Annotated in this window: 17 protein-coding genes and 2 pseudogenes; 9 read left to right on the top strand and 10 right to left on the bottom strand. The window is 52.8% G+C overall.

The annotated features are described in order from the left end of the window. Positions 1-129: 129 nt before the first annotated feature. Both LZ634_RS18180 and LZ634_RS18175 read right to left on the bottom strand, forming a co-directional pair. Positions 130-1,515, bottom strand: coding sequence for a NarK family nitrate/nitrite MFS transporter (locus tag LZ634_RS18180; RefSeq protein ID WP_265179001.1), 1,386 nt, complete (start codon positions 1,513-1,515; stop codon positions 130-132). A gap of 177 nt (positions 1,516-1,692) precedes the next feature. Beyond that, positions 1,693-2,274, bottom strand: coding sequence for a TetR family transcriptional regulator (locus LZ634_RS18175; RefSeq protein WP_234507704.1), 582 nt, complete (start codon positions 2,272-2,274; stop codon positions 1,693-1,695). Between the two features lie 120 nt (positions 2,275-2,394). Here LZ634_RS18175 and LZ634_RS18170 point away from each other — a divergent pair. Further along, positions 2,395-3,868, top strand: a pseudogene (locus tag LZ634_RS18170) (MFS transporter). Between the two features lie 181 nt (positions 3,869-4,049). Here the strand turns inward: LZ634_RS18170 and yddG are convergent. Then, positions 4,050-4,931 carry an aromatic amino acid DMT transporter YddG gene (gene yddG / locus LZ634_RS18165; protein ID WP_234507702.1) on the bottom strand — a complete coding sequence of 294 codons (882 nt, stop codon included), beginning with the start codon at positions 4,929-4,931 and terminating at the stop codon, positions 4,050-4,052. Between the two features lie 218 nt (positions 4,932-5,149). Here yddG and fdnG point away from each other — a divergent pair, with 218 nt between their 5' ends. From fdnG to araJ, 4 genes are all read left to right on the top strand, one after another. After that, complete coding sequence (gene fdnG, locus LZ634_RS18160; RefSeq protein ID WP_234507700.1) at positions 5,150-8,197, top strand: formate dehydrogenase-N subunit alpha; 3,048 nt, start codon at positions 5,150-5,152, stop codon at positions 8,195-8,197. A gap of 11 nt (positions 8,198-8,208) precedes the next feature. Then, positions 8,209-9,096 carry a formate dehydrogenase subunit beta gene (gene fdxH / locus LZ634_RS18155; RefSeq protein ID WP_172729164.1) on the top strand — a complete coding sequence of 296 codons (888 nt, stop codon included), beginning with the start codon at positions 8,209-8,211 and terminating at the stop codon, positions 9,094-9,096. Continuing rightward, entirely contained in the window at positions 9,089-9,745 is a 657-nt protein-coding gene (gene fdnI / locus LZ634_RS18150; RefSeq protein WP_234507698.1) for a formate dehydrogenase-N subunit gamma, read from the top strand. The genes fdxH and fdnI overlap by 8 nt, the downstream gene beginning before the upstream one ends. 305 nt (positions 9,746-10,050) lie before the next feature. After that, positions 10,051-11,217 (top strand): MFS transporter AraJ, encoded by a 1,167-nt coding sequence (gene araJ / locus LZ634_RS18145; protein WP_234507696.1) that lies wholly within the window; start codon positions 10,051-10,053, stop codon positions 11,215-11,217. A 42-nt stretch (positions 11,218-11,259) separates the two neighbouring features. Here the strand turns inward: araJ and adhP are convergent, their stop codons facing one another. The 3 genes from adhP to LZ634_RS18130 all read right to left on the bottom strand — a co-directional run bounded on the left by adhP (position 11,260) and on the right by LZ634_RS18130 (position 14,286). Continuing rightward, complete coding sequence (gene adhP, locus LZ634_RS18140; RefSeq protein ID WP_234507693.1) at positions 11,260-12,270, bottom strand: alcohol dehydrogenase AdhP; 1,011 nt, start codon at positions 12,268-12,270, stop codon at positions 11,260-11,262. Positions 12,271-12,620: 350 nt separating this feature from the next. Next, positions 12,621-13,130 (bottom strand): GNAT family N-acetyltransferase, encoded by a 510-nt coding sequence (locus LZ634_RS18135; protein WP_234507691.1) that lies wholly within the window; start codon positions 13,128-13,130, stop codon positions 12,621-12,623. Between the two features lies 1 nt (position 13,131). Further along, complete coding sequence (locus LZ634_RS18130; RefSeq protein ID WP_234507689.1) at positions 13,132-14,286, bottom strand: MerR family transcriptional regulator; 1,155 nt, start codon at positions 14,284-14,286, stop codon at positions 13,132-13,134. Between the two features lie 100 nt (positions 14,287-14,386). Between LZ634_RS18130 and LZ634_RS18125 the strand changes: the two are divergent. Next, positions 14,387-14,527 (top strand): annotated as a pseudogene (locus LZ634_RS18125) (resolvase); the annotation flags it as partial. Positions 14,528-14,987: 460 nt separating this feature from the next. On the opposite strand, the gene LZ634_RS18115 reads toward LZ634_RS18125, so the two are convergent. The 3 genes from LZ634_RS18115 to LZ634_RS18105 form a co-directional block, all read right to left on the bottom strand. Next, entirely contained in the window at positions 14,988-16,700 is a 1,713-nt protein-coding gene (locus LZ634_RS18115; protein WP_234507687.1) for an ATP-binding cassette domain-containing protein, read from the bottom strand. Positions 16,701-17,095: 395 nt separating this feature from the next. Next, a complete protein-coding gene (locus tag LZ634_RS18110) occupies positions 17,096-18,790 on the bottom strand; it encodes an NAD-dependent malic enzyme (RefSeq protein ID WP_234507685.1) in 1,695 nt (564 codons plus the stop codon). A 227-nt stretch (positions 18,791-19,017) separates the two neighbouring features. After that, complete coding sequence (locus tag LZ634_RS18105; RefSeq protein ID WP_234507683.1) at positions 19,018-19,776, bottom strand: class I SAM-dependent methyltransferase; 759 nt, start codon at positions 19,774-19,776, stop codon at positions 19,018-19,020. Positions 19,777-19,878: 102 nt separating this feature from the next. Here LZ634_RS18105 and LZ634_RS18100 point away from each other — a divergent pair, with 102 nt between their 5' ends. Further along, positions 19,879-20,679 carry a helix-turn-helix transcriptional regulator gene (locus LZ634_RS18100; protein ID WP_234507681.1) on the top strand — a complete coding sequence of 267 codons (801 nt, stop codon included), beginning with the start codon at positions 19,879-19,881 and terminating at the stop codon, positions 20,677-20,679. A gap of 160 nt (positions 20,680-20,839) precedes the next feature. Beyond that, complete coding sequence (locus LZ634_RS18095; protein WP_234507680.1) at positions 20,840-21,460, top strand: LysE family translocator; 621 nt, start codon at positions 20,840-20,842, stop codon at positions 21,458-21,460. Positions 21,461-21,522: 62 nt separating this feature from the next. Here the strand turns inward: LZ634_RS18095 and LZ634_RS18090 are convergent, their stop codons facing one another. Continuing rightward, positions 21,523-22,500, bottom strand: a complete 978-nt coding sequence (locus tag LZ634_RS18090) for an NAD(P)H-dependent flavin oxidoreductase (RefSeq protein WP_234507678.1) — start codon at positions 22,498-22,500, stop codon at positions 21,523-21,525. A gap of 150 nt (positions 22,501-22,650) precedes the next feature. On the opposite strand from LZ634_RS18090, the gene LZ634_RS18085 reads away from it, so the two are divergent. Beyond that, positions 22,651-23,541 (top strand): LysR family transcriptional regulator, encoded by an 891-nt coding sequence (locus tag LZ634_RS18085; RefSeq protein WP_234507768.1) that lies wholly within the window; start codon positions 22,651-22,653, stop codon positions 23,539-23,541. Positions 23,542-23,556: the final 15 nt, after the last annotated feature.

Genomic DNA, 23,556 nt, shown 5'->3' with positions numbered 1-23,556 from the left:
CACTGCTCACATTTTTCCGCCATCGTTGACGTTGCAGATGCCTCACCCGCAGCAGACGGTTGTCCATCGCGGGTGAGGCGTTGCTTTGCTGCCGTCCTACAACGTTCATGACGTAGGGAATCGTTCTATTTATTTGGTTGTCGGCTTACGGCGGCCGTAGACCAGCCAGGTCACCAGCACGCAAACGACGTAGAAGACAAAGAACACTTTCATGGCGCCAACCGGCGAACCGGTCATGGCTAAAGAGGTGCCGAACGCTTTGGGAATGAAAAAGCCGCCGACAGCGCCGATGGCCGAGATAAAGCCGAGCGCCGCCGCGGTATCGGTGACCGCTTCGTGCTGCGCCTCTTCATCGCTGCCGCCGCGCTTTTTCACGCTGTCGATGGTGATTTGGCGGAAGATCACCGCAATCATCTGGAAGGTCGAGCCGCTGCCCAGACCGGCGGTGAGGAACAGCCCCATAAACACCACGTAGAAGGCGACGAAGCTGCCGGAGCCGCTGCCCGGTAGGGTGAGGAACAGCAGGCCGCTAAATAACGCCATCAGAATGAAGTTCACCAGCGTGACCTTGACGCCGCCCAGACGGTCAGAAATGACCCCGCCAAACGAACGCGCCAGCGCGCCGATAAATGGCCCGAAGAACGCCAGTTTCAGGATGTTGACGTCCGGGAACTGGGTTTTCGCCAGCATGGCAAACCCGGCGGAGAAACCGATAAACGAGCCAAAGGTGGCCAGATAAAGCAGACTCAGCAGCCACATATGCGGGCGCTTAAGCACCGGTAGCTGATCGCGCACCGACGCTTTCGAGCTGGCAATATCGTTCATGCCAAACCAGGCGGCGAGCGTTGCGATAATCAGCAGCGGTACCCAAATGATGGCGGCATTGCTGAGTGACAGGGTTGAGCCGTCTTCCTGAGCCACGCCGTGAATACCGATAAAGGTAAACATCGGCAGGAAAATGACCGCCGGGGCGACCATTTGCATCACGCTGACGCCGAGGTTACCAAGGCCACCGTTGATGCCAAGGGCGCTGCCCTGTTTGGCTTTCGGGAAGAAGAAACTGATATTGCCCATGCTGGAAGCGAAGTTAGCGCCGGCAAAACCGCACAGCAGCGCGATGGTAATAAATACCCAGTACGGAGTAGCGGTATTTTGAATGGCGACTCCCAGCCAAATGCACGGAACGACAAGGATAATGGTGCTGATAACCGTCCAGCGACGGCCGCCGATCATAGGTACCATAAAGGAGTAGGGTACGCGTAATATCGCACCGGAAAGAGAAGGTAATGCGGTTAATAAAAATAGTTGGTCAGTGGTGAAATTAAATCCGACTTTATTGAGATTTACCGCAACTGCACTAAATAACATCCAGACGCAGAAGGCGAGTAATAAACAGGCAACGGATATCCACAGGTTTCTTCTTGCAATTGATTTTCCTTTATTTTCCCAGAAGGCTGAGTTTTCAGGTTTCCAGCCTTTTAAAAGGTAATGATTCTCTTTCTCATTATTTGCCATAATACCCTCGAAAGAAACGTCATAAAAAAGAAATAAAGGAAAAACAGCGAAGTAGGTAGAGGGAGATTATTGTCGCCAGGCCGTTTTATCTCTTTATCGTTGAAGAATAGATAAAAAAAGCGCGTTGTAAGAAAACGCGCCGTGAATAAAACGTTGTTAATTGTTACTAAATGTAAATTAAACGGGATTGAGCTCTAGCGTAATATAATGTTGTATATAGCGAGTGAAGGTTTCATCATTAATTTCGTTCATCCCTAGCGCATATATTCCATCTAAGCCACAAACTAAGGCAATTAATCGCCAGGCAATATTGTCTGCATTATCAATCGGTCGGAATTCATTGGCCTCGGTTCCTTGCAAAATGAGCGCGACGGTTTCTTTGTGCCACATGTCCATCGTTAACAGGTACGCGCCCTTAATATCGGCATCGCTGTCGGCCAGCAGCTGCGCTTCACGCCACAGGCGAATGTAGGGCTCAAGCCGGCCATCATCGCTGCCGACCATCGCAAACAGCCGTTCCTGCCAGTTCGCATCGTCAGGGACCAGCGGCATATCGAGCATTTCGCGAATGAGCCGCACGAAGGCCAGCGCTTTAAGTTCGCCAATAGAGGTGAAGTGATGATGCACCTGACCGCTGGCGACACCGGCAATAGTCGCGATATGGCGAACGGTCATTGCCGTAAAGCCGCCGCTGAGCGCCACCTGCATCGCCGCTTTTAGGATCACTTCCCGCCGTTCATCCCGAGTTAAATAGTTCATTTTTCTTTGTTTAAGTGGGGTTTAACTGAGAATAACAAAAAATTGGACATGCGTTCAACAATCCGGCAGGATCCTTTTCCTGGACAAGTGTCCAACATAAATGAAATGAGGAAAGGAACTATGTCACGCCAATGGTTAACGCTTATGGCAATTTTGATGGTCTATATCCCGGTGGCGATTGACGCAACCGTGCTGCACGTAGCGGCACCGACGCTCAGCGTCGCGCTGGGAACCAGCGGCAATGAGCTGCTGTGGATCATTGATATTTATTCATTAGTGATGGCCGGGATGGTACTGCCGATGGGTGCGCTCGGCGATAAAATTGGTTTTAAACGCTTGCTGCTGCTCGGCAGCGGGATATTTGGCGTCGCTTCGCTGGCGGCGGCGTTTTCACCCACCGCGCTGGCGCTTATTGCATCCCGCTCGCTGCTGGCGGTCGGGGCCGCAATGATTGTGCCGGCGACGCTGGCGGGGATCCGTAGCACCTTCGCTGAAGCTAAACATCGCAATATGGCGCTGGGGCTGTGGGCAGCGGTAGGTTCCGGCGGTGCGGCGTTTGGCCCGCTGGTGGGCGGCCTGCTGCTGGAGCACTTCTACTGGGGATCGGTATTCCTGATTAACGTGCCGATTGTGCTGGTGGTGATGGTGTGCAGTGCGCGCCTGGTTCCACGGCAACCGGCGCGCCGCGAGCAGCCGCTGAACCTGACTCAGGCACTGATGCTGATCGCCGCCATTTTGATGCTGGTGTATAGCGCCAAAGCGGCGCTGAAAGGGCAATTAGCTCCGTGGATCACCGCATCGGTGGCGCTGGTCGGTCTGCTACTGCTGGTGACGTTTGTTCGCCAACAGCTGGCGGCGACTCGCCCGATGATTGATATGCGTCTCTTTACCCATCGCATCATCCTCAGCGGCGTGGTGATGGCCATGACGGCGCTGGTCACGCTGGTGGGCTTTGAACTGCTGATGGCGCAGGAACTGCAGTTTGTGCATCAGAAAACGCCGTTTGAGGCGGGGATGTTTATGCTGCCGGTGATGGTTGCCAGCGGTTTCAGCGGCCCAATTGCTGGGATACTGGTTTCACGACTGGGACTGCGGCAGGTCGCGACCGGTGGCATGCTGCTGAGCGCATTTAGTTTCCTCGGCCTGTCGGTCACGGATTTCAGCACCCAACAGTGGCAGGCATGGGGGCTGATGGCGCTGCTGGGCTTTAGCGCCGCGAGCGCGCTGTTAGCGTCAACGTCGGCGATTATGGCGGCGGCACCGAAAGAGAAAGCGGCGGCAGCAGGGGCTATCGAAACCATGGCCTATGAGCTGGGTGCCGGGTTGGGGATTGCGCTGTTTGGCCTGATTCTGACCCGCAGCTACGGCGCGGCGATTGTGTTACCACAGAATCTGGATAGCGAATCCGCTACCCGCGCGGCATCGTCAATTGGCGCAGTCGCTGCCGGTTATTCCGGCGCAGGCATTGGTTGAAGCGGCACAAACGGCGTTTATTAGCGCCCACAGCGTGGCGCTGGGCACGGCGGGTGTTTTACTGCTGCTGTTGGCAGGCGGGATTTGGCGCGGGCTGGCTAAAGTACCGAATCCGGTATAAGTCTGATGTTGCCTAACACGCCGAGTTTAAGATTGAGATACCCGGGACGACCACCGGGTTTGGTGTCCCTCCGGGAACCAAATCCCGGCGTTTCCCCTAATCACTTTACTTACGTGGACGGTGTTAGGGTATTGATTGGATATCATGTTGGGCGCAGGCGCAAGCTTGCGCCCGATGACGTTTAGGGACGCCGGGTGGCGTACCAACACAGCAGTGAACCACCGCAGACCATCGCCGCATCTTGCCAGAATGACCACGAGAGCGCGGCGCTTAACAGGAATGCCGCCAGCGCCGACGACAATACCGGCGTAAAGTAAGAGGCGGCAGCCAGCAGGCTGACGTTCCCGTGAAGAATACCTACGTTCCATGCAGCGTAAGCAAATCCTAATGACATGGCGCAGGTCACAAGCTTAATTACCACCGGCCAGCTAAAGATCATCGGCGGCTGTTCGCTCATCAGGAATTTCACCCACAGGCTTAGCGCCGTCAATAACACAAAGAGGGTGATGCCGTTTTTACCTTTGGCATACTTCGCGGTGACCGTACAGTAGGCTGCCCAGATAAACGCACCCACGAATGCCAGAATATAACTCAGCGGGCTGGAGATAACATTGCTGCTTATTTCCGCAATATCCAGCCCGTGTTCGCCGCCTAATACCCAGGTGACACCCACTATCGACAGTAATAATCCCGGGATGACCAACCAGGTTGTTTTTTGACCATTAAAGATAATCGCAAATAAAATCGTCAGGCTGGGCCAGAGATAATTCACCATGCCGACTTCAATCGCCTGTTGGCGGGTACCGGCATAGCCTAAAGAGAGCGCCAGGCACATTTCGTAGCTGACAAAAAACAGGCTGCCGACCAGCAAATAGCGCGGAGGGATTTGGCGTAACTGTGGGAAGCCGACGGTAAATATCAGCAGCAGACCGCTCAGGCTGTAGATCATTGCCGCACCGCCTACCGGGCCAAGTCCTTCGCTTACGCCGCGAATCAGCCCCACCATCGTACTCCACAAAATAATGGCGCTAAATCCAATGAGCGTCGCTCTTTTCTTATCCATGCCCGACCTGATGCTTTAACCAACGAAGTCTGCGGTTATAGCATTTTTTCTCCTCAGTCGGTGATATTTTTCCGCAGCCTATAACCCTTAAGTATTAATTAAAATCGCTATCGCTGACTATTAAGGGGGGATCGGTTTTCGACATTGATTTGACGCAAAAAATTCAGGGGTATTGCTGTTAGCTTGGCCGGCAAGTTCACCTGATAATGAGGAAAACAATGGACGTCAGCCGCAGAAAGTTTTTTAAAATCTGCGCGGGCGGTATGGCTGGGACGACGGCAGCGGCGCTGGGCTTTGCCCCGAAAATAGCGCTGGCTCAGGCGCGTAATTTCAAATTACTGCGCGCCAAAGAAGTTCGTAATACCTGTACATACTGCTCCGTGGGTTGTGGGCTATTAATGTATAGCCTGGGCGATGGAGCAAAAAATACCCGTGAAGCCATTTACCATATTGAAGGCGACCCGGATCATCCAGTAAGCCGTGGCGCACTTTGTCCGAAAGGCGCGGGCCTGCTGGACTACGTGAACAGCGAAACTCGCCTGCGTTACCCTGAATATCGCGCCCCTGGCTCGGATAAATGGCAGCGTATCTCGTGGAATGAAGCCTTCGATCGCATCGCAAAATTGATGAAGGCCGACCGCGATGCCAACTTTATTGAGAAGAACGAGCAGGGCGTGACGGTTAACCGCTGGCTCTCCACCGGGATGCTGTGTGCATCGGCGGCAAGTAATGAGACCGGCATGTTGACGCAGAAGTTTGTGCGCTCGCTTGGCATGCTGGCGGTAGACAACCAGGCGCGCGTCTGACACGGACCAACGGTAGCAAGTCTTGCTCCAACATTTGGTCGCGGTGCGATGACCAACCACTGGGTTGATATCAAAAACGCCAACGTCGTGATGGTGATGGGCGGTAACGCCGCTGAAGCCCATCCAGTGGGATTCCGCTGGGCGATGGAAGCGAAGAATAATAACGATGCGACGCTTATCGTCGTCGACCCGCGCTTTACGCGTACGGCGTCGGTGGCCGATATCTATGCGCCAATTCGTTCCGGTACCGACATTACCTTCCTGTCGGGCGTCCTGCTGTATCTTATCGAAAACAATAAGATCAACGCCGAATACGTGAAGCATTACACCAACGCCAATCTGTTGGTGCGCGATGACTTTACCTTCGAAGACGGCCTGTTCAGCGGTTACGATGCCGACAAACGTCAGTACGACAAATCGTCGTGGAACTATCAGTTCGACGAAAACGGCTACGCCAAACGCGATGAAACTCTGACGCATCCGCGCTGCGTGTGGAATCTGCTCAAAGAGCACGTTTCTCGCTATACGCCGGACGTGGTGGAAAATATCTGCGGTACACCAAAAGCGGACTTCCTGAAAGTGTGCGAAGTGCTGGCCTCGACCAGCGCGGCGGATCGGACCACTACTTTCCTGTATGCACTGGGCTGGACTCAGCATACCGTCGGCGCGCAGAACATCCGTACCATGGCGATGATCCAGCTGCTGCTGGGCAATATGGGTATGGCCGGTGGCGGCGTGAACGCCCTGCGCGGGCACTCCAACATTCAGGGGTTAACCGACTTAGGCCTGCTGTCGACCAGCCTGCCGGGCTATCTGACGCTGCCGTCGGATAAGCAGACCGATCTGCAAACCTATCTGGCCGCGAATACACCGAAAGCGACGCTGGCTGACCAGGTGAACTACTGGAGCAACTATCCGAAGTTCTACGTCAGCCTGATGAAGTCGTTCTATGGCGATGCTGCAAGTAAAGATAACGACTGGGGCTTTAACTGGTTGCCGAAATGGGATCAGGCCTACGACGTTATCAAGTACTTCAACATGATGGATAACGGCAAAGTCACCGGTTATATCTGCCAGGGCTTTAACCCGGTCGCGTCGTTCCCGGATAAGAACAAGGTGGTTCGCAGCTTAAGCAAGCTGAAATACATGGTGGTTATCGATCCGCTGGTTACCGAAACGTCAACTTTCTGGCAGAACCACGGCGAATCGAACGATGTCGACCCATCGACGATCCAGACCGAGGTCTTCCGTCTGCCGTCGACCTGTTTTGCTGAAGAAGATGGCTCAATTGCCAACTCCGGCCGCTGGCTGCAGTGGCACTGGAAAGGTCAGGATGCCCCGGGCGAAGCGCGTAATGACGGCGAGATTCTGGCCGGTATTTATCATCGTCTACGCGAGATGTATCGCGAAGAAGGCGGTAAGGGCGTTGAACCGCTGCTGAGCATGGGCTGGCACTACAAACAGCCGGATCATCCGGAATCCGAAGAGGTGGCCAAAGAGAGCAACGGCTACGCGCTGGCGGATATCTATGATGCGAACGGCGTACTGGTGGCGAAAAAAGGCCAGCTGCTTAATAGCTTTGCGCTGCTGCGTGACGACGGGACGACCTCATCCTCGTGCTGGATTTATGCCGGTAGCTGGACTGAGCAGGGTAACCAGATGGCTAACCGCGATAACTCTGACCCATCCGGTCTGGGGAATACGTTGGGTTGGGCATGGGCGTGGCCGCTGAACCGTCGCGTACTGTACAACCGCGCCTCTGCGGATGTGAACGGTAAGCCGTGGGATCCGAAACGGATGCTGATCAAGTGGAACGGGAGCAAATGGACGGGTAACGATATCCCGGACTTTAATACCGCGCCTCCGGGCAGCGCGACGATGCCGTTTATCATGCAACCGGAAGGTCTCGGCCGTCTGTTTGCCATCGATAAGCTGGCGGAAGGGCCGTTCCCGGAACACTACGAGCCGATGGAGACACCGCTGGGCACTAACCCGCTGCACCCGAACGTTATCTCAAGCCCGGTTGTGCGCCTGTATGAAGAAGATGCGGTGCGCCTTGGTAAGAAAGATAAGTTCCCGTACGTGGGGACGACGTATCGTCTGACCGAGCATTTCCATACCTGGACTAAACACGCGCGTCTGAATGCGATTGCGCAGCCGGAACAGTTCGTGGAAATCAGCGAAGGGCTGGCGAAGGCCAAAGGTATCGCTAATGGTGACAAGGTGACGGTCAGCAGTCAGCGCGGCTTTATTCGCGCAGTGGCGGTAGTGACTCGTCGTCTGCAGACGCTCAACGTCAACGGCCAACAGGTGGAAACCGTCGGTATCCCGCTGCACTGGGGCTACGAAGGCGCGGCACGTAAGGGCTATATCGCCAATACCCTGACGCCTAACGTCGGCGATTCCAACTCGCAAACGCCGGAATATAAGGCGTTCCTGGTTAACATCGAGAAAGCGTAAGGAGCGTTTATATGGCGATGGAAACACAAGACATTATCAAACGCTCTGCGACCAACTCAATGACTCCCGCGCCTCGTGCGCGGGACTACAAAGAAGAAGTAGCCAAGCTGATTGATGTCTCCTCCTGCGTGGGCTGTAAAGCCTGCCAGGTGGCCTGCTCTGAGTGGAATGATATCCGCGACGAGGTGGGGCATTGCGTGGGGGTTTACGATAACCCTGCCGATCTGAGCGCTAAATCCTGGACGGTGATGCGTTTTAGCGAAACCGAACAGAACGGCAAGCTGGAGTGGCTGATTCGTAAAGACGGCTGTATGCACTGTGAGGATCCTGGCTGCCTGAAGGCCTGTCCATCGGCGGGTGCGATTATTCAGTACGCTAACGGGATCGTCGATTTCCAGCAGGATAACTGTATCGGCTGCGGTTACTGCATCGCCGGGTGTCCATTTAATATTCCGCGCCTCAATAAAGAGGATAACCGCGTGTATAAATGCACCCTGTGCGTTGACCGTGTTAGCGTCGGTCAGGAACCGGCCTGTGTGAAAACCTGTCCAACCGGCGCTATTCACTTTGGCACCAAGAAAGAGATGCTGGACGTGGCGCAGGAACGCGTGGATAAGCTCAAGAAACGCGGCTACCCGCAGGCGGGAATTTACAATCCGCAGGGCGTGGGTGGGACGCACGTGATGTATGTTCTGCATCATGCGGACCAGCCGGAGCTGTATCACAAGCTGCCGAAAGATCCGTCGATTGATACCAGTATCAATCTGTGGAAAGGGGCGCTGAAACCGCTGTCCGCCGCCGGCTTTATCGCCACCTTTGCCGGGCTTATCTATCACTACATTGGTATTGGCCCGAACAAAGAAGTGGATGATGACGAGGAGGAAGATGGCCATGAGTAAGTCGAAAATGATTGTGCGCACGAAGTTTATCGATCGTGCCTGTCACTGGACGGTGGTGATTTGCTTCTTCCTGGTGGCGGTCTCGGGGATTTCCTTCTTCTTCCCAACGCTGCAGTGGCTGACCGAAACCTTCGGTACACCGCAGATGGGGCGTATTCTGCACCCGTTCTTTGGTGTGCTGATTTTCGTCGTGCTGATGTTTATGTTCGCCCGCTTTGTGCACCACAACATTCCGGATAAGCAGGATATTCCGTGGGTGCTGGGGATTGTCGAAGTGCTGAAAGGCAACGAACATAAGGTCGCCCGGGTTGGGAAATATAACGCTGGGCAGAAGATGATGTTCTGGACCATCATGAGCATGATTTTCGTGCTGCTGGTGAGCGGGGTGATTATCTGGCGTCCGTACTTTGCGCAGTACTTCCCGATTCAGATGGTGCGTTATGCGCTGCTGATTCATGCGACTACGGCTATCATTCTGATCCACGCGATCCTTATCCATATGTATATGGCCTTCTGGGTAAAAGGGTCGATTAAAGGGATGATTGAAGGCAAGGTCAGTCGTCGCTGGGCGCAGAAGCACCATCCGCGCTGGTATCGTGACGTTGAACGCCTTGAAGCGAAGAAAGAAAATTCGGAAGGGCTGAAGTAAGTTCTCTTTCTGAATAAGCGAGAGCGGTTTAATGTTCCCTGGGGGGGGCGTTAAATCGCTCTTTTTTGTTTGTGTGAGAAGTGAAAGCCAGGTATTGGAGAGCAGTGCATCAAGCGCCGCAATGACGCTTGATCGGGGGCGGTATAAGCTACGGACAAACACTTGAGCCAACATTCGCCTTGGTATGAATCATTTGCGCTGTTTTCATGGATTATCCCATCGTTGGGTGATTTTGGCTGGTCTGTGCTCAGCGAATGGTCAATAATGCCGTCCCGCAAAGGCAACATAAACAAGTGATTAGAGGGATGAAAAAGACAATTTTCGCATTGGCACTGGGCACTTTTGGTCTGGGAATGGCTGAGTTTGGCATTATGGGCGTCCTCCCTGAACTGGCGCATGATGTCGGTATTTCGATCCCCGCTGCGGGGAATATGATCTCCTGGTATGCCTTTGGCGTGGTGATTGGCGCGCCGATTATTGCGTTGTTTTCCACGCGCTACTCGCTGAAGTCAATCATGCTGCTGCTGGCGGCGCTGTGTATTGTTGGCAATATCGTTTTCACCGTCTCTTCAAGCTACGTGATGCTGGCCATTGGCCGACTCATCTCCGGTTTTCCGCACGGGGCGTTTTTTGGCGTCGGCGCCATTATTCTGTCGAAGATCGCGCCACCGGGTAGGGTGACGGCGGCGGTAGCCGGGATGATTGCCGGGATGACGGTCGCTAATCTGGTAGGGGTTCCCGCCGGAACCTGGCTTGGGCATCAGTTTAGCTGGCGCTATACGTTTCTGGCGATTGCGCTGTTTGACGCCGCGGTGCTGGTGGCGATCATTGCCTGGGTGCCGACCCTGTTTGACAAATCCGATGCTCGTCTGCGCGAACAGTTTCATTTCCTGAAAAGCCCGGCGCCGTGGCTGATTTTTGCCGCCACCATGTTCGGTAACGCCGGGGTGTTTGCGTGGTTTAGCTATATTAAGCCGTTTATGATGAACGTTTCCGGTTTCTCCGAAGGGGCCATCATGTTCATCATGATGCTGGCGGGGCTGGGGATGGTACTCGGCAATATTCTCAGCGGTAAGCTCTCTGGCCGCTACAGTCCGCTGCGGATTGCGGCCACCACCGATGGCGTGATTGTCGCGGCGCTGCTGCTGATTTTCCTGCTCGGCGGGATGAAGATTGCGTCGCTGACGCTGGCGTTTATCTGCTGTGCCGGGCTTTTTGCGCTGTCGGCACCGCTGCAAATACTGCTGCTGCAAAATACGAAGGGCGGAGAGATGCTCGGGGCGGCGGGTGGACAGATTGCTTTTAACCTCGGGAGCGCGATTGGCGCGTTCTTCGGCGGGCTGATGATTACGCTGAATTTTGGCTGGAATACCGTCGCCTTGCCGGCCGCAGCACTGTCGTTCCTGGCGATGACGTCATTACTTATCTATGCGCGGTATCAGCAGCGTCAGCTGGTTTTGGCTGGTGGATGATAGCGGGAAATAGCCTCTCCCAGGCGGGAGAGGCATAGAGCATTAATGGCGTAAATCAATCACCATACGGCCACGGATCTGGCCTTGTTCCATCTCTTTAAAGATAGCGTTGATGTCTTCCAGCGGACGCATCGTCACTTTCGGCACTACTTTGCCTTCGGCGGCAAACTGGAACGCTTCGGTCAGATCCTGACGCGTACCGACCAGTGAACCTACCACTTCAATCCCATCCAGTACCAGACGTGGAATGTCCAGGCTCATGGATTCCGGCGGCAGGCCAACGGCGACCACGCGGCCACCGGCGCGAACGGCGTCAACGGCGGAGTTAAACGCGGCTTTCGCCACGGCCGTCACGACGGCCGCGTGGGCGCCACCGGTTTTTTCCTGCACGATCTTCGCGGCATCTTCGCTACGGGAGTTGATCACCAGATCGGCACCCATTTCCTGCGCCAGCTTCAGCTGCGCATCGTTGACGTCCAGCGCGATAACTTTGGCATTAAAGACGTTTTTCGCGTATTGCAGCGCGAGGTTGCCCAGACCACCCAGGCCGTAAATGGCAATCCACTGGCCTGGTTTGATGTTGGAGATTTTCACTGCTTTATAGGTGGTCACGCCCGCGCAGGTGATGCTACTGGCGGCGGCAGAATCGAGACCATCGGGAACTTTGACCGAATAGTCAGCGGTGACGATGCACTCTTCAGCCATCCCGCCATCGGCGGTGTAGCCGGCGTTGATGACTGAACGGCACAGGGTTTCATTACCGCTGTTGCAGTATTCGCAGTGGCCGCAGCCCTGGAAGAACCATGCTACGCTTGCGCGGTCGCCAACTTTCAGTGAGGTTACGCCCGGGCCAATTTCCTTAACGATGCCGACGCCTTCGTGGCCGAGGATAACCCCGGTCTTGTCACCGAAATCGCCGTTTTTCACGTGCAGATCGGTGTGACAGACACCACAACACTCCATTTTTAACAGGGCTTCACCGTGCTGCAGCGGGCGCAGCTTTTTATCGGTGACGTTTACCTGATGATCCTGAGTGACAACAGCAGCCTTCATAACCTTACTCCTGGTTGATATGTATTTGATAATAATACTCATTAATGATTAGTCATTAATGGTGAAATTGCAAGGTGGGAGGGGGGAATAATCTGGTGGGTTTTCAGGCTGATAGCGCTAAGCGTTCATAAAAGAGCCACTAAGCGCTCAACATCTATTCGATTGCAATCATCTGTAACATTAATGGGTTCAACATTGGCACCGCCGAAATCAGGCCGCTGATATCTGACCTCAAACCGCAGGGGCAGATATTGCTGGTTGTTGACCAGCTAGCGCCCCTGGTGAAAATGTCCTATTTTGAAGATTACATGCGTTAAATTTTCATTTTATCAAATTAGAAATAATGAGATTTATTCGAAAGCGTTATGAAATGTAATGACCCCAGAGGGCAATTGATTAATATTATTCAGTGATTGTGCCAGGAAATATTCAGCAGGAACACCTTCAACAATAAAATGATGGTTATGATGAAAACCAAAGCATGAGTAATATTCTGGGGCACCCAAAACAACAAGGCCGTCAATATCTTTTTCTTTTAGCAGCAAAATAGATTGTTCTATCATTTTACTGCCAATTCCCTGCCTCTGCATCGAAGGCGAAACGGAGACCGGTGCCAGAGCATGCCAGCGGGTTGCCATTCCATCTATTTTTACGGGTGAATAGGAAAGATGACCAATGATTCCGCTGTCATCCTCCGCAACCAATGATAATGTCATGGCTTTTGCATCACGTAATTTTTTGACAATCATATGCTCAGTTGGTGGGGACCCCGGTTCATGATGAGGGTGTCCCGTAAACGCCAATAAAGTTAACTCTTCTATCTGGTTTATATCTTGCTTCTTTTCTTCTCTGATGATCATTTTATTGTCTCTTTTGTATAATAAAAAATTGATATCCATACTCACCAAGACAGGCATCATGGATATCTAATTCGCTTTTAAGGTCCTGCCAGGCCATGGAGTGGTTAAGTTTACGTTTTAAAAGTTCAACTCTTTTGCTCAGCGGGACAAGATAAAGCTCCCAGGCTTCTTTACTCATTTCGAAACTTGAGATTAGATCGTAACCTGCCTTTTTAATCAGCATCTTATTTTGTGCAACGCTTAACATCGCTGGATAATTTTTCGACCAGAAAATACTGGCGCGTTCGCCAGGTGTATTACTTAACCAGACTATTTCACTGATGACCAAATATCCACCGTCTCTCAGATACCTTTTCCATGACAGTAATGCATTATTGAATCCCATTATGTAGGCACTACCTTCTGCCCAAATAAGATCAAATATGCCACAGGTAAAAGGAAGTGCTGTCATACTGGCACAGCACAGATTCACGCGGTGACGCAGGTCATATAACGCATTCAAATATCGTGGTTCATTATCTAGCGCTGTAATGCTAGCCTGTGTATTTGACGCTAAAATACGCGTTGCTATCCCACGTCCACAACCAATCTCAAGAATGTTTTCTGGCTTATCTGGAACCATGCTTAACGCTTTTAACGTATCGGTTTCAGAGCCAGGTCCAAGGCGAATGAGATCGAGAAATATTTCATTAAAGTCAGACATATATGAATCATGTCCATGAATATTTCTTGAAAGGTTGCGAATTCTTAGGGCCTCTTTTTCATTAATACCCTGCGTATTGAGCCACTGCAAATGCACATCTGGCGATATTTTTTCCAACTCTTGATGCCATGTCCGTTCTTCTGAAACACCTAACATAGACTCCAGTAACGTTTTAGCCCGTAATTTTAGGGCTATGTCATCTTCGAGTTGTTTCAACCTTGCGGTTAAAAGTCGCTTATCACTTTTCACATTTATACATACCAGGCACTCCTTGAGAGTCAGGCCAGCAGCATGCAGATGGATGACTAACTGTAGCCTCTGAACATCTTTTTCGCTGTAGGTCCTATAGCCATTAGGGAGCCTGGTGCTTTTAATAATCCCGAGCTTTTCGTAGTAAAGCAGCGCTGTGCGAGATAGGCCTACAATGGCGGCAACCTCTGATATTCGAAACATACCCAACCTCCAGAAGTGAAGTATCAACTATGAAGTAATAGACAGGTCAATACCAACATATCTATCGACGGAAGATCAGTTCGCCAATCGGGCAAAAGAGATGCTGGAGCAGTTTGTTCAGGAGCGAGGACATAAAATAGCCAGCTACTATCGGGGGAACATCAGTGGGACAAAACTTGATCGCTCTGAGCTGGGTCGCTTACTGATGGACACTCACTGCAATGGTATTTTGCTGGTTGAGCTGCATGGGGTACTGGACGAAGCGACCAGCCACCTTGATGTTGAGAGTGAAATCCAGATAAGCCAGACGCTACGCCAGTGGGGCTACCTGTTCTGCTGATAGCCCATCGCCCGGAAACCATTGCCTCTGCAGACCGGGTTTTGTATCTGGCTGACGGATATTTTACTGAGCTGAAGCACCAGCGCACAGTCGATGGTGACGATCTGGTTTGTAATCTGACAGATGAGTTACAGGTCAAAAATCAGCCTTAACGTACAATAATTTTCGATATCCAAACTGACCCCGTATAAGATAAACCTAGGATTATGGTTTAAACACTTAGCACCGCAGATGAACTAGCATGACCGAAATAGCGGTGGCTCGGTGTAGACCCCTAACAGGGTAGCCCGCCTAATTGGGCTACCCTTGAAGCATATATTGTGACGTGGCGTTAACCGGGCCGCCTCGTTCTGGACTGGTGCTAACCGATTAACTGATGAATCTGCATAATTTCCTCCTGCCATTGTTGCTGGAGTTGGGGTTTCTGGTGTTTGGGTTTACGCGCCAGATCTTCCTCCAGCCGCTGCTCCAGCATGACCAACCGTTCCAGCAGTTCGTCATCGTTAAGCGTAACCGCCGCACTCCCGATAACCGGCGGGTGAGTGGGTTCCAGCCGATCGCTATTTCTGAGCTGCTCGTAGACCGCGTCGGCATCTGGCCATTCGCTGAGCCCGTGCTCATCAATCAGCCAGAAGTGATTGCAGCTTTGGCTAATGAGCTGGCGGTCGTGGCTGACCAACAGCAATCCGCCCGGATAATCACACAGTGTCTGTGCCAGCGCTTCTTTGCCGTCCATATCCAGATGGTTGGTCGGTTCATCAAGCAATAGTAGGCTGTAGCGAGCCAGTGAAAGCCCGACAAATAGCAGACGCGAACGCTCGCCGCCGCTTAGCGTACTGACTTTTTGTCCATGCCGCGCCCAGCCAAAACCGGCGGAAATCAGTGCCCGTTTGCGTGTTTCTGCCGCGGGTTCGAAGTCTTCCAGTGCGTCGAGCAGGGTGGCGTTATCGGCTAACTGATGCAGCGTTTGGTCGTAATAACCGGCATGCAGGCGCGGGTGAAGCCGCAGCCCTTCGTCCGGCGTTTCCTGCTGCATCTGCCGCCACAACAGACGTAATAGCGACGATTTCCCTCCGCCGTTACGACCCATAATTGCCACCCGGTCACCGCTTTGCAGTCGTGAAATACCGGTAGTGAACAGCGGTGCTAAGCCTGGCGCCGGCGGGACCGGCAGTTGCTCCATTTCCAGCAGTCTGTCGGCGCGAAGCACATCGCCATGCAATGCCAGGGTCCACGGCGTGCCTTGGGTGAGTTCGGTCTGGCTTTCTTTGAGCCGCGTCACCTGCTTTTCCATTTGCTTGGCTTTACGCGACAGATCTTCGTTGTCATACACCCGTCCCCAGGTGGCCAGCCGTTTGGCACTGGCGGTGACGCGGTCGATCTCTTTTTGTTCCGCTTTATGACGTAGCGCGTCGCTTTCGTCCTGCGCCTCTAGCGCTTGCCGGGCGGCAGTGCAGGGCAGTGCGAAGGCGTGCAGGCTGTTGTCGCGCAGGATCCAACTGGTATTCGTTACCGCATCCAGCAGCGGATTATCATGAGAGACCAGCACGAAGCTACCGCTCCAGTGAGTCAGGAAGCTTTCCAGCCAGAGCAGCGTAGGCAGGTCGAGGTGGTTGCCGGGTTCATCCAGCAGCAGTAAATCCGGCTGTAAGATCAGCGCGCGCGCAAGCAAGAGACGCGTATGCTGTCCGCCGCTTAGCGTTGATGCAGTTTGTTCAATCTGCGGGCTGATAAAACCCATCTCCAGCAATAGCCGTTCTGCCTGCCAACGCTGGCTTTCACGCGCAGAGACGGGAAGCTGTGCAAGGACGGCATCGATGAGTGACTGATTTAGCAAGGACACGGGTAAATGCTGTTCCACCCGCGCCATTAAACAATGGCTGGCGAGTGAGACTAGTCCTGCAGAGGGCGCAATCGTGCCGTCGAGTACCTGTAACAGGGTACTTTTTCCGCAGCCGTTATAGCCAATCAGGCCAATGCGGTCGCCTTTTTTTAGGGTAAAGGAGAGTTGGGTGAAAAGAGGGCCGAACGCCGTCTCAACGTGAAGAGATTGTGCCGTTAGTAATGTGCTCATTTGCTTACTCAAGAGTTACAGGCATGAGAATGCCTCGTCAAACATCGCTGACGATAACCTGGTAAGCCCGAGGGAAGGGATTAAGAGTTGGTGTCTTCGCTCAAGCCGAAGTTATCGCAGCACGCTATCGATAACGCTTGAGCTGGTGCGATCACCAAGGGTATGTGAAATATTAAAATTTTCACAATACAGCATAATTAGCCTCCTTATTTTAGGTTCAGGTTGAAGAGTGAAAATAGTGTAGCGTTGCGAATAATATTACGCCAGTGAATAAATAATTAGTTACAACATACATTATATTGATTATAAAATTACCGGTCTGAAACAAGGTGCGCGGTAAGGTTAATTAGCCCGTTCATGTGCCATCACGGCCACGCAAACGGGCTAGGGAAGAATTAGATAGAGGTACGACGGTAGCTGCGGTATTCCGGCTGCCAGAAGTTCTCATCAATCGCTTCCTGCAGCGCATCGGCGGAGGTATTCGTCGCCACACCTTGCTGCTGGGCCATTTTGCCAACGGCAAAGGCAATCGCTCGGGAAACCTTGTGAATATCCTTCAGTTCTGGCAGCACCAGGCCTTCACCGGTGTTGGCCAGCGGCGAGTGCTTCGCCAGCGTTTCGCTCGCCGACATTAGCATTTCGTCGGTAATGCGTGACGCTCCGGAGGCCATCACACCCAAACCAATGCCAGGGAAGATGTAGGAGTTATTACACTGGGCAATAGGATAAACCGCGTCTTTCCAGACCACTGGGGCAAACGGGCTACCGGTAGCAACCAGCGCCTGGCCATCTGTCCAACTGATGATGTCCTGAGGCGTCGCCTCTACGCGTGACGTCGGGTTCGACAGCGGCATAACGATAGGGCGCGGGCAATGCGCATGCATTTCACGAATGATCTCTTCAGTGAACAGCCCGGTTTGGCCGGAAACGCCGATCAGGATATCGGGTTTCGCATTGCGAATGACATCCAGCAGGGAGATTTCGTCATTCTCATGCGTCCAGTCCTGAATTTTTTCCTGTTTTTGCGCCAGTTTACTCTGGAAAGCGAGGAGGTTCGGCATCTGGTCGGTCAGCAGGCCGAAACGGTCGACCATAAAGACGCGGCCGCGCGCCTGTTCTTCGCTCAATCCCTCGCGCTGCATCTGCAGGACTATCTGCTCGGCGATACCGCAGCCGGCGGAACCGGCACCGAGGAAGACGATTTTCTGCTCGCAAAGCTGGCTGCCTGCGGCGCGGCTGGCGGCAATCAGCGTGCCGACGGTGACCGCGGCGGTTCCCTGAATGTCATCGTTAAAGCAGCAGATTTCATCGCGGTAGCGGTTTAGCAGCGGCATCGCGTTTTTCTGCGCGAAGTCTTCGAACTGCAGCAGCACGTTCGGCCAGCGGTGTTTTACCGCCTGAATGAAGTCATCAACAAACTGATAGTACTCGTCATCGCTGATACGCGGGTTACGGCAGCCCATGTACAGTGGATCGTTCAGCAACTGCTGGTTGTTGGTGCCCACATCAAGAACCACCGGCAGGGTGTACGCCGGGCTAATACCGCCACAGGCGGTGTACAGCGACAGTTTACCGATTGGAATACCCATGCCGCCGATGCCCTGGTCGCCCAGGCCGAGAATACGCTCGCCATCGGTGACCACAATCACTTTGATATTATGGTTTGGCACGTTTTGCAGAATATCGTCCATGTTGTGACGATTCTGGTAAGAGATAAACACGCCGCGCGCGCGACGGTAAATCTCAGAGAAACGCTCGCAGGCTGCGCCAACGGTCGGGGTGTAGATGACCGGCATCATCTCATCGAGGTGGTTTTCCACCAGACGATAGAACAGCGTTTCGTTGGTATCCTGGATATTGCGCAGGTAGATATGTTTATCGATCTCAGTTTTAAATCCCTGATACTGGATCCAGGCGCGCTCGGCCTGTTCTTCAATAGTTTCAACCACTTCAGGCAATAGCCCGAGTAGGTTGAAATTGCTGCGTTCTTCCATGCTGAACGCACTGCCTTTATTAAGCAGAGGGAATTCCAACAGTACCGGCCCCGCATAGGGGATATACAGGGAACGATTTTTATGACCTGATAACATCTTACGTAACTCCGTTGTCTTCATTCCAGACCCGGCGACGGGCTGGCAGAAACTGCAGCGCGCAAGATTATAGAGCAACCATTAACATGATGGTGACAAATTGGGGGTAAGGGCACAAAAAAGCCGCCAACTGCTGACTATTTCGCCACCTTAACCTATCTGTCGACCTTAACGCTATACGATAGATGACAGACGCCGGGCTATCCCGGCGTCACTTTATCGGGCGGTTAGCGCGCCTGGAACATAATGGTATCGCTCACGAAACTGCCATCCTCGCCAATCGCGAAATGCGTCCGGACATCGTCCGAGACTTTAGTTTGCAGATAGCGAATTGCCTCGATGATATTTTCCGGCGTTTTCATGCGGGCAACCCAGGAGGAGAATTCCAGCGGCAGTTTATCGCCGACCAGTTTTTCCACCACCATCCCGCGATTGTTGACCATGGCCAGCCACTGTCCCTGTGAATAGTTATGGATATGTGAAGGATCGCGCAGCATTTCAACGGTTTGCAACCAGACATCGAGCATCGCTTTGCCCGGTGAGGCGATGTCCATCATGATAAAGCGGCCGCCGGGTTTCAGGACGCGACGGATTTCCATCAACGCCGCCTGAATATCGTGCCAGTGGTGCGCGGAGTAACGGCTGATAACGATATCAAAGCTGTTGTCGGCAAACGGCAGCACTTCAGCGGGCCCCTGTGCACAACGGATATTGCTAAAGCCGCGCTTTTCCGCTTCCTGAGAAACCACCGCCAGCATACCTTCCGACAGGTCATATGCGGTGACTGCTGCAACTAACGGTGCGGCGGTAAAACTGGCATGCCCGGCGCCGCAGCCCACATCCAATAATTCGGCTGAATTATCGTCAGCTAACCATTCGCTCAACCGGCGTAAATCTGCGCCCTGAGCGTGAACGCTGCTCTGTAAATAGGCCGTTGCCTGACCGCTGAACTGCGACTTCACTAATGCTTCATGATGGTTGCTCATACCTGTCTTCCTCTGTTGTTATTGTGTTGTTAAGGCGGACTATACGATGGTATTAATACGGGTACAATATGGCCATTTATACTGGTATATAGAGTTACTACCATGGACAAATCGGGGCTGACTGGGCCAGAAGCACTGGGTGCTTTTTTACGTGTGAAACGGGAGAATACCTCGCCGGAAAGGCTAGGGATCCCGATAATTTCGCGGCGCAGAACCAAAGGGTTACGTCGCGAGGAAGTCGCGCAGATGAGCGCTATCAGTACCACCTGGTATACCTGGCTTGAGCAGGGACGCGATATTACCGTGTCGGCACAGACCCTATCGGGGATCGCCAGTGCATTACAACTGACACCGGCGGAGCGCGAGTATCTGTTTTTGCTGGCACACAAGAGCGACCCGCTGAACGAGCGGGTTCCGGCCGTTGAACCCACGATTCTGGCAACGGTTAACTGCGTCTCGCAACCCTGCTATCTGCTCGATCTCACCTGGCAGGTGTTGGCATGGAATAAAGGTGCCGAGGCGTTATTTGCCGGTTGGCTGGATATTGACGAGGCTCCTAATATGATGAGTTTTATGTTCCAGCATCCGCTGGCGCGTAAGCTGGTCGATAACTGGGAAGCCCGCGCCAGGCGCATTGTGGCCGAGCTGCGTGCTGATGCTATTCATTATCCAAACGATACGGTGTTGAATGCATTTGTGCAGCAGATGAACGAAAGCAGCCGTGACTTTCGCGAATTCTGGTCGCAGCAGCAGGTGATTGTGCGGGAAGGGGGCGAACGCTTATTCCATCATGCCGTGAAAGGCGATTTGCTGTATCGCCAATTAAGCTGGCAGCTCACCAGCAACCGGGCATTAAAGATGATTATGCTGATTCCTGAGGACGAGAACGACCAGGAGCAATGACTTTTAAGTGACAACGTCACCTATGCGTGAGGTTTCTCTGCGAAACAGCAGGGAATTGGCCGGAAAGATATGCGGAGCCAATCCGTCTATGCGGAGCTCCATACTTTTTGTTGCGTTCATGTTAATTCTGCAATAGCATCCACGCTTTCGGAGTTCGAAAATGTCTGTTGCCGATTCACTTCTCGCTTTTTCTTTTGCCGCCTTACTCCTTACGCTGACTCCAGGGCTTGATACCGCTCTCATCCTACGAACCTCAACGGCCGAGGGTGGGAAAAAAGCTTTTCAGGCCGCCTTGGGAATTGATACCGGCTGCTTTATCTGGGGCGCATTGGTAGCTTTTGGGCTGGGTGCGGTGCTGGCGACATCGGCGTTACTGTACGATATTCTCAAATGGTGCGGGGCCTGTTATCTGTTCTGGTTGGGAATACAGCTGCTGCTGAGGCCACGGCAAACCGCTGCAAATCTGCCGTCTGAAGGGCGACGCCCAGAGAGTGGATTTGTTCGCGGAATGTTGAGTAATGTACTTAATCCTAAAATGGGCGTGTTTTACGTTTCATTCTTACCGCAATTTATTCCCGCCGGACATTCACCGGTTATTTGGACCTTTCTGTTGGTGGCCATTCATGTTGCTATCGGAACTTTATGGTCTTTAACGCTTATCCTGGCAACACGCTATGCCTCACGCGTTTTACGTAAGCCACGGTTTGTGAGGGGAATGGATCAAGTTACCGGCGGAGTCTTTATGCTGTTTGCGCTGCGACTGGTGTTCAGCCATCGCTAGGTAATCCGCGCGGTTTAAGCTGAGACTGGAGAAAAATGGGTAGCCTGATGCTACCCATTGTTTTACGCGGTTAACTGTTCAACGACATCAGCTACCGGGGTAATGGTTTTGATGCTGCCGATCCCGGTGCCCAGCGAGATATAGCCTTCATCGGTATTGCCTTCCAGCATACCAAGTCGCAGTCCGCGTAGGCCACCCATCGCGTTGCCAATCTCTTCTTTGCTGGCACCCGCTTTATCCATCTCCACCAGTTTGCTCGTCAGCTTGCCCGGTAAAGAACGATAAAAGTCAGGCAGGGTACGGAACAGGTTCAGATCCAACCCATTTGCGGCGACGATTTTCTCTTTGATTGACAGCGGTACGCGGCTTTCTTCAGTACTAATAAACACTGAACCCGCGAATACACCCTCTGCGCCCAGCGCATGAGCCGCGCGGGCAGTGCGTTTATCAACAATCCCGCCGGCCGCGAGCACAGGGGCATTCTCCACCGCGTCGGCAATCATCGGCACAATAGAGAAGGTGCCCAGCACGTTACCCGGCAGCGTGCCGCCTTCATCAAATCCGGTGGCGACAATAATATCGGCCCCCGCGCGTTCTGCTTCACGGGTGTTTTCCGGCGTGGGGTTGATATCGCGGTAGATAATGGCAATCCCCGCAGCTTTAAGTTCGTCAAACAGCGCCGGAATAATGGCACCCTCGCCATATCCGGTATACACCACCGCGTGGACTCCTTCTTCTTTAATGACCTTAAGAATAGGCGGGGTCCAGATATCATTCTCCGGCGTGGGGATCAGGTTTACGCCAAAGGGTTTTTCGGTCAGTTTTTTCGTTTTACGGATCTCTTCACGCATTTTCTCAGCGGTGGCCTCTGGGGTAGAGACGGCGGTTTGCGCGGTTAACCCGGCATTCGGCCCCAAAACGCCCAGCCCGCCAGCGTTACTTACGGCCGCCACCAGACGCGCGTCGGTCAGCCATGATAATGGCCCTTGAATCACCGGTTTTTCGATACCCAGAATCTGACAAATACGGTTGGTTTTCATAATGTTATTTCCTTGTTACAAGCAGGGATATGCTGGAATGCGGGCAGTGTAGGCCACCTGATTGTTTGGAAAAATAGTGAAAATTATTCTTCACTATTATTAAATAGATAATAATGTTGTCCGTTATGTCGCTGGCATTGCGTTATGCAAATGAATCTATTTGAAAACATTAAAATTTTTATTGAAATTGTTGATTCGGGCAGCTTTACTCAGGCTGCGGAAAATCTGCAGATTCATCGCCCTGCGGTGACAAAAGCGCTGCAGCAGCTAGAGCAAGAAAGCGGCGTTCGTTTGCTTCAGCGCACCACGCGGCGTATCAATCTGACCTCGGAAGGGGAAGAATTTTATCGTCGCAGTAAGCCATTGCTGGCGCAGGCGGATGATTTACTGGACTCGTTCGCGCCCGAGCGACCGCTTCATGGCCAGCTGCGTATTGATATGCCCATTGCGTTCGCCCGCCAAATTGTGGTTCCAAAATTGCCGGCGTTTTATCAGGACCATCCCGATCTGGATATTATTTTAAGTAGCTCAGATGTGCGGCGAGATATGCTCCGCGACGGGCTCGATTGCGTATTAAGGATGGGGGCACTGGATGATGGGGATTATGTTGCCAGACCGCTTGGCAATATTAAAATAACAACCTGCGCCAGCCCAGCCTATATTGCGCAGCACGGTATGCCGCAAACACTTGAGGATTTACAGCATCACCAGGGGGTTAACTGGATTAACAGCAACAGTCGACAGGTCATGCCGTGGTATTTTCAGCATGCAGCCGGAATAGAGGAGATATCTATTCCAGGTAAACTCATTCTCGATAACTCCGAAGTATATATTGCGGCAGGCATTGCCGGACTCGGCTTATTACAGGGAATGAACTTCTTCTTACAGCCTTATATCGATAGTGGTCAGTTGGTCGAGGTTTTACCCGATTTTCCATCCCCATCACGCAGACTATCGCTGCTTTACCCGCACCGTCATTTGTCGCATAAGGTGAGGGTGTTTGCCGAATGGCTGGAAGGGCTGATTGTGGAATTACGCTAAGGAAGGTGCGAATAA

Origin of the sequence: Kluyvera intermedia, assembly GCF_021440345.1 — a bacterium.
Lineage (GTDB): Bacteria > Pseudomonadota > Gammaproteobacteria > Enterobacterales > Enterobacteriaceae > Kluyvera > Kluyvera intermedia_A.
The sequence above is the reverse complement of the archived record's forward strand: the minus strand, read 5'-3'. Positions and strand labels throughout refer to the sequence as shown.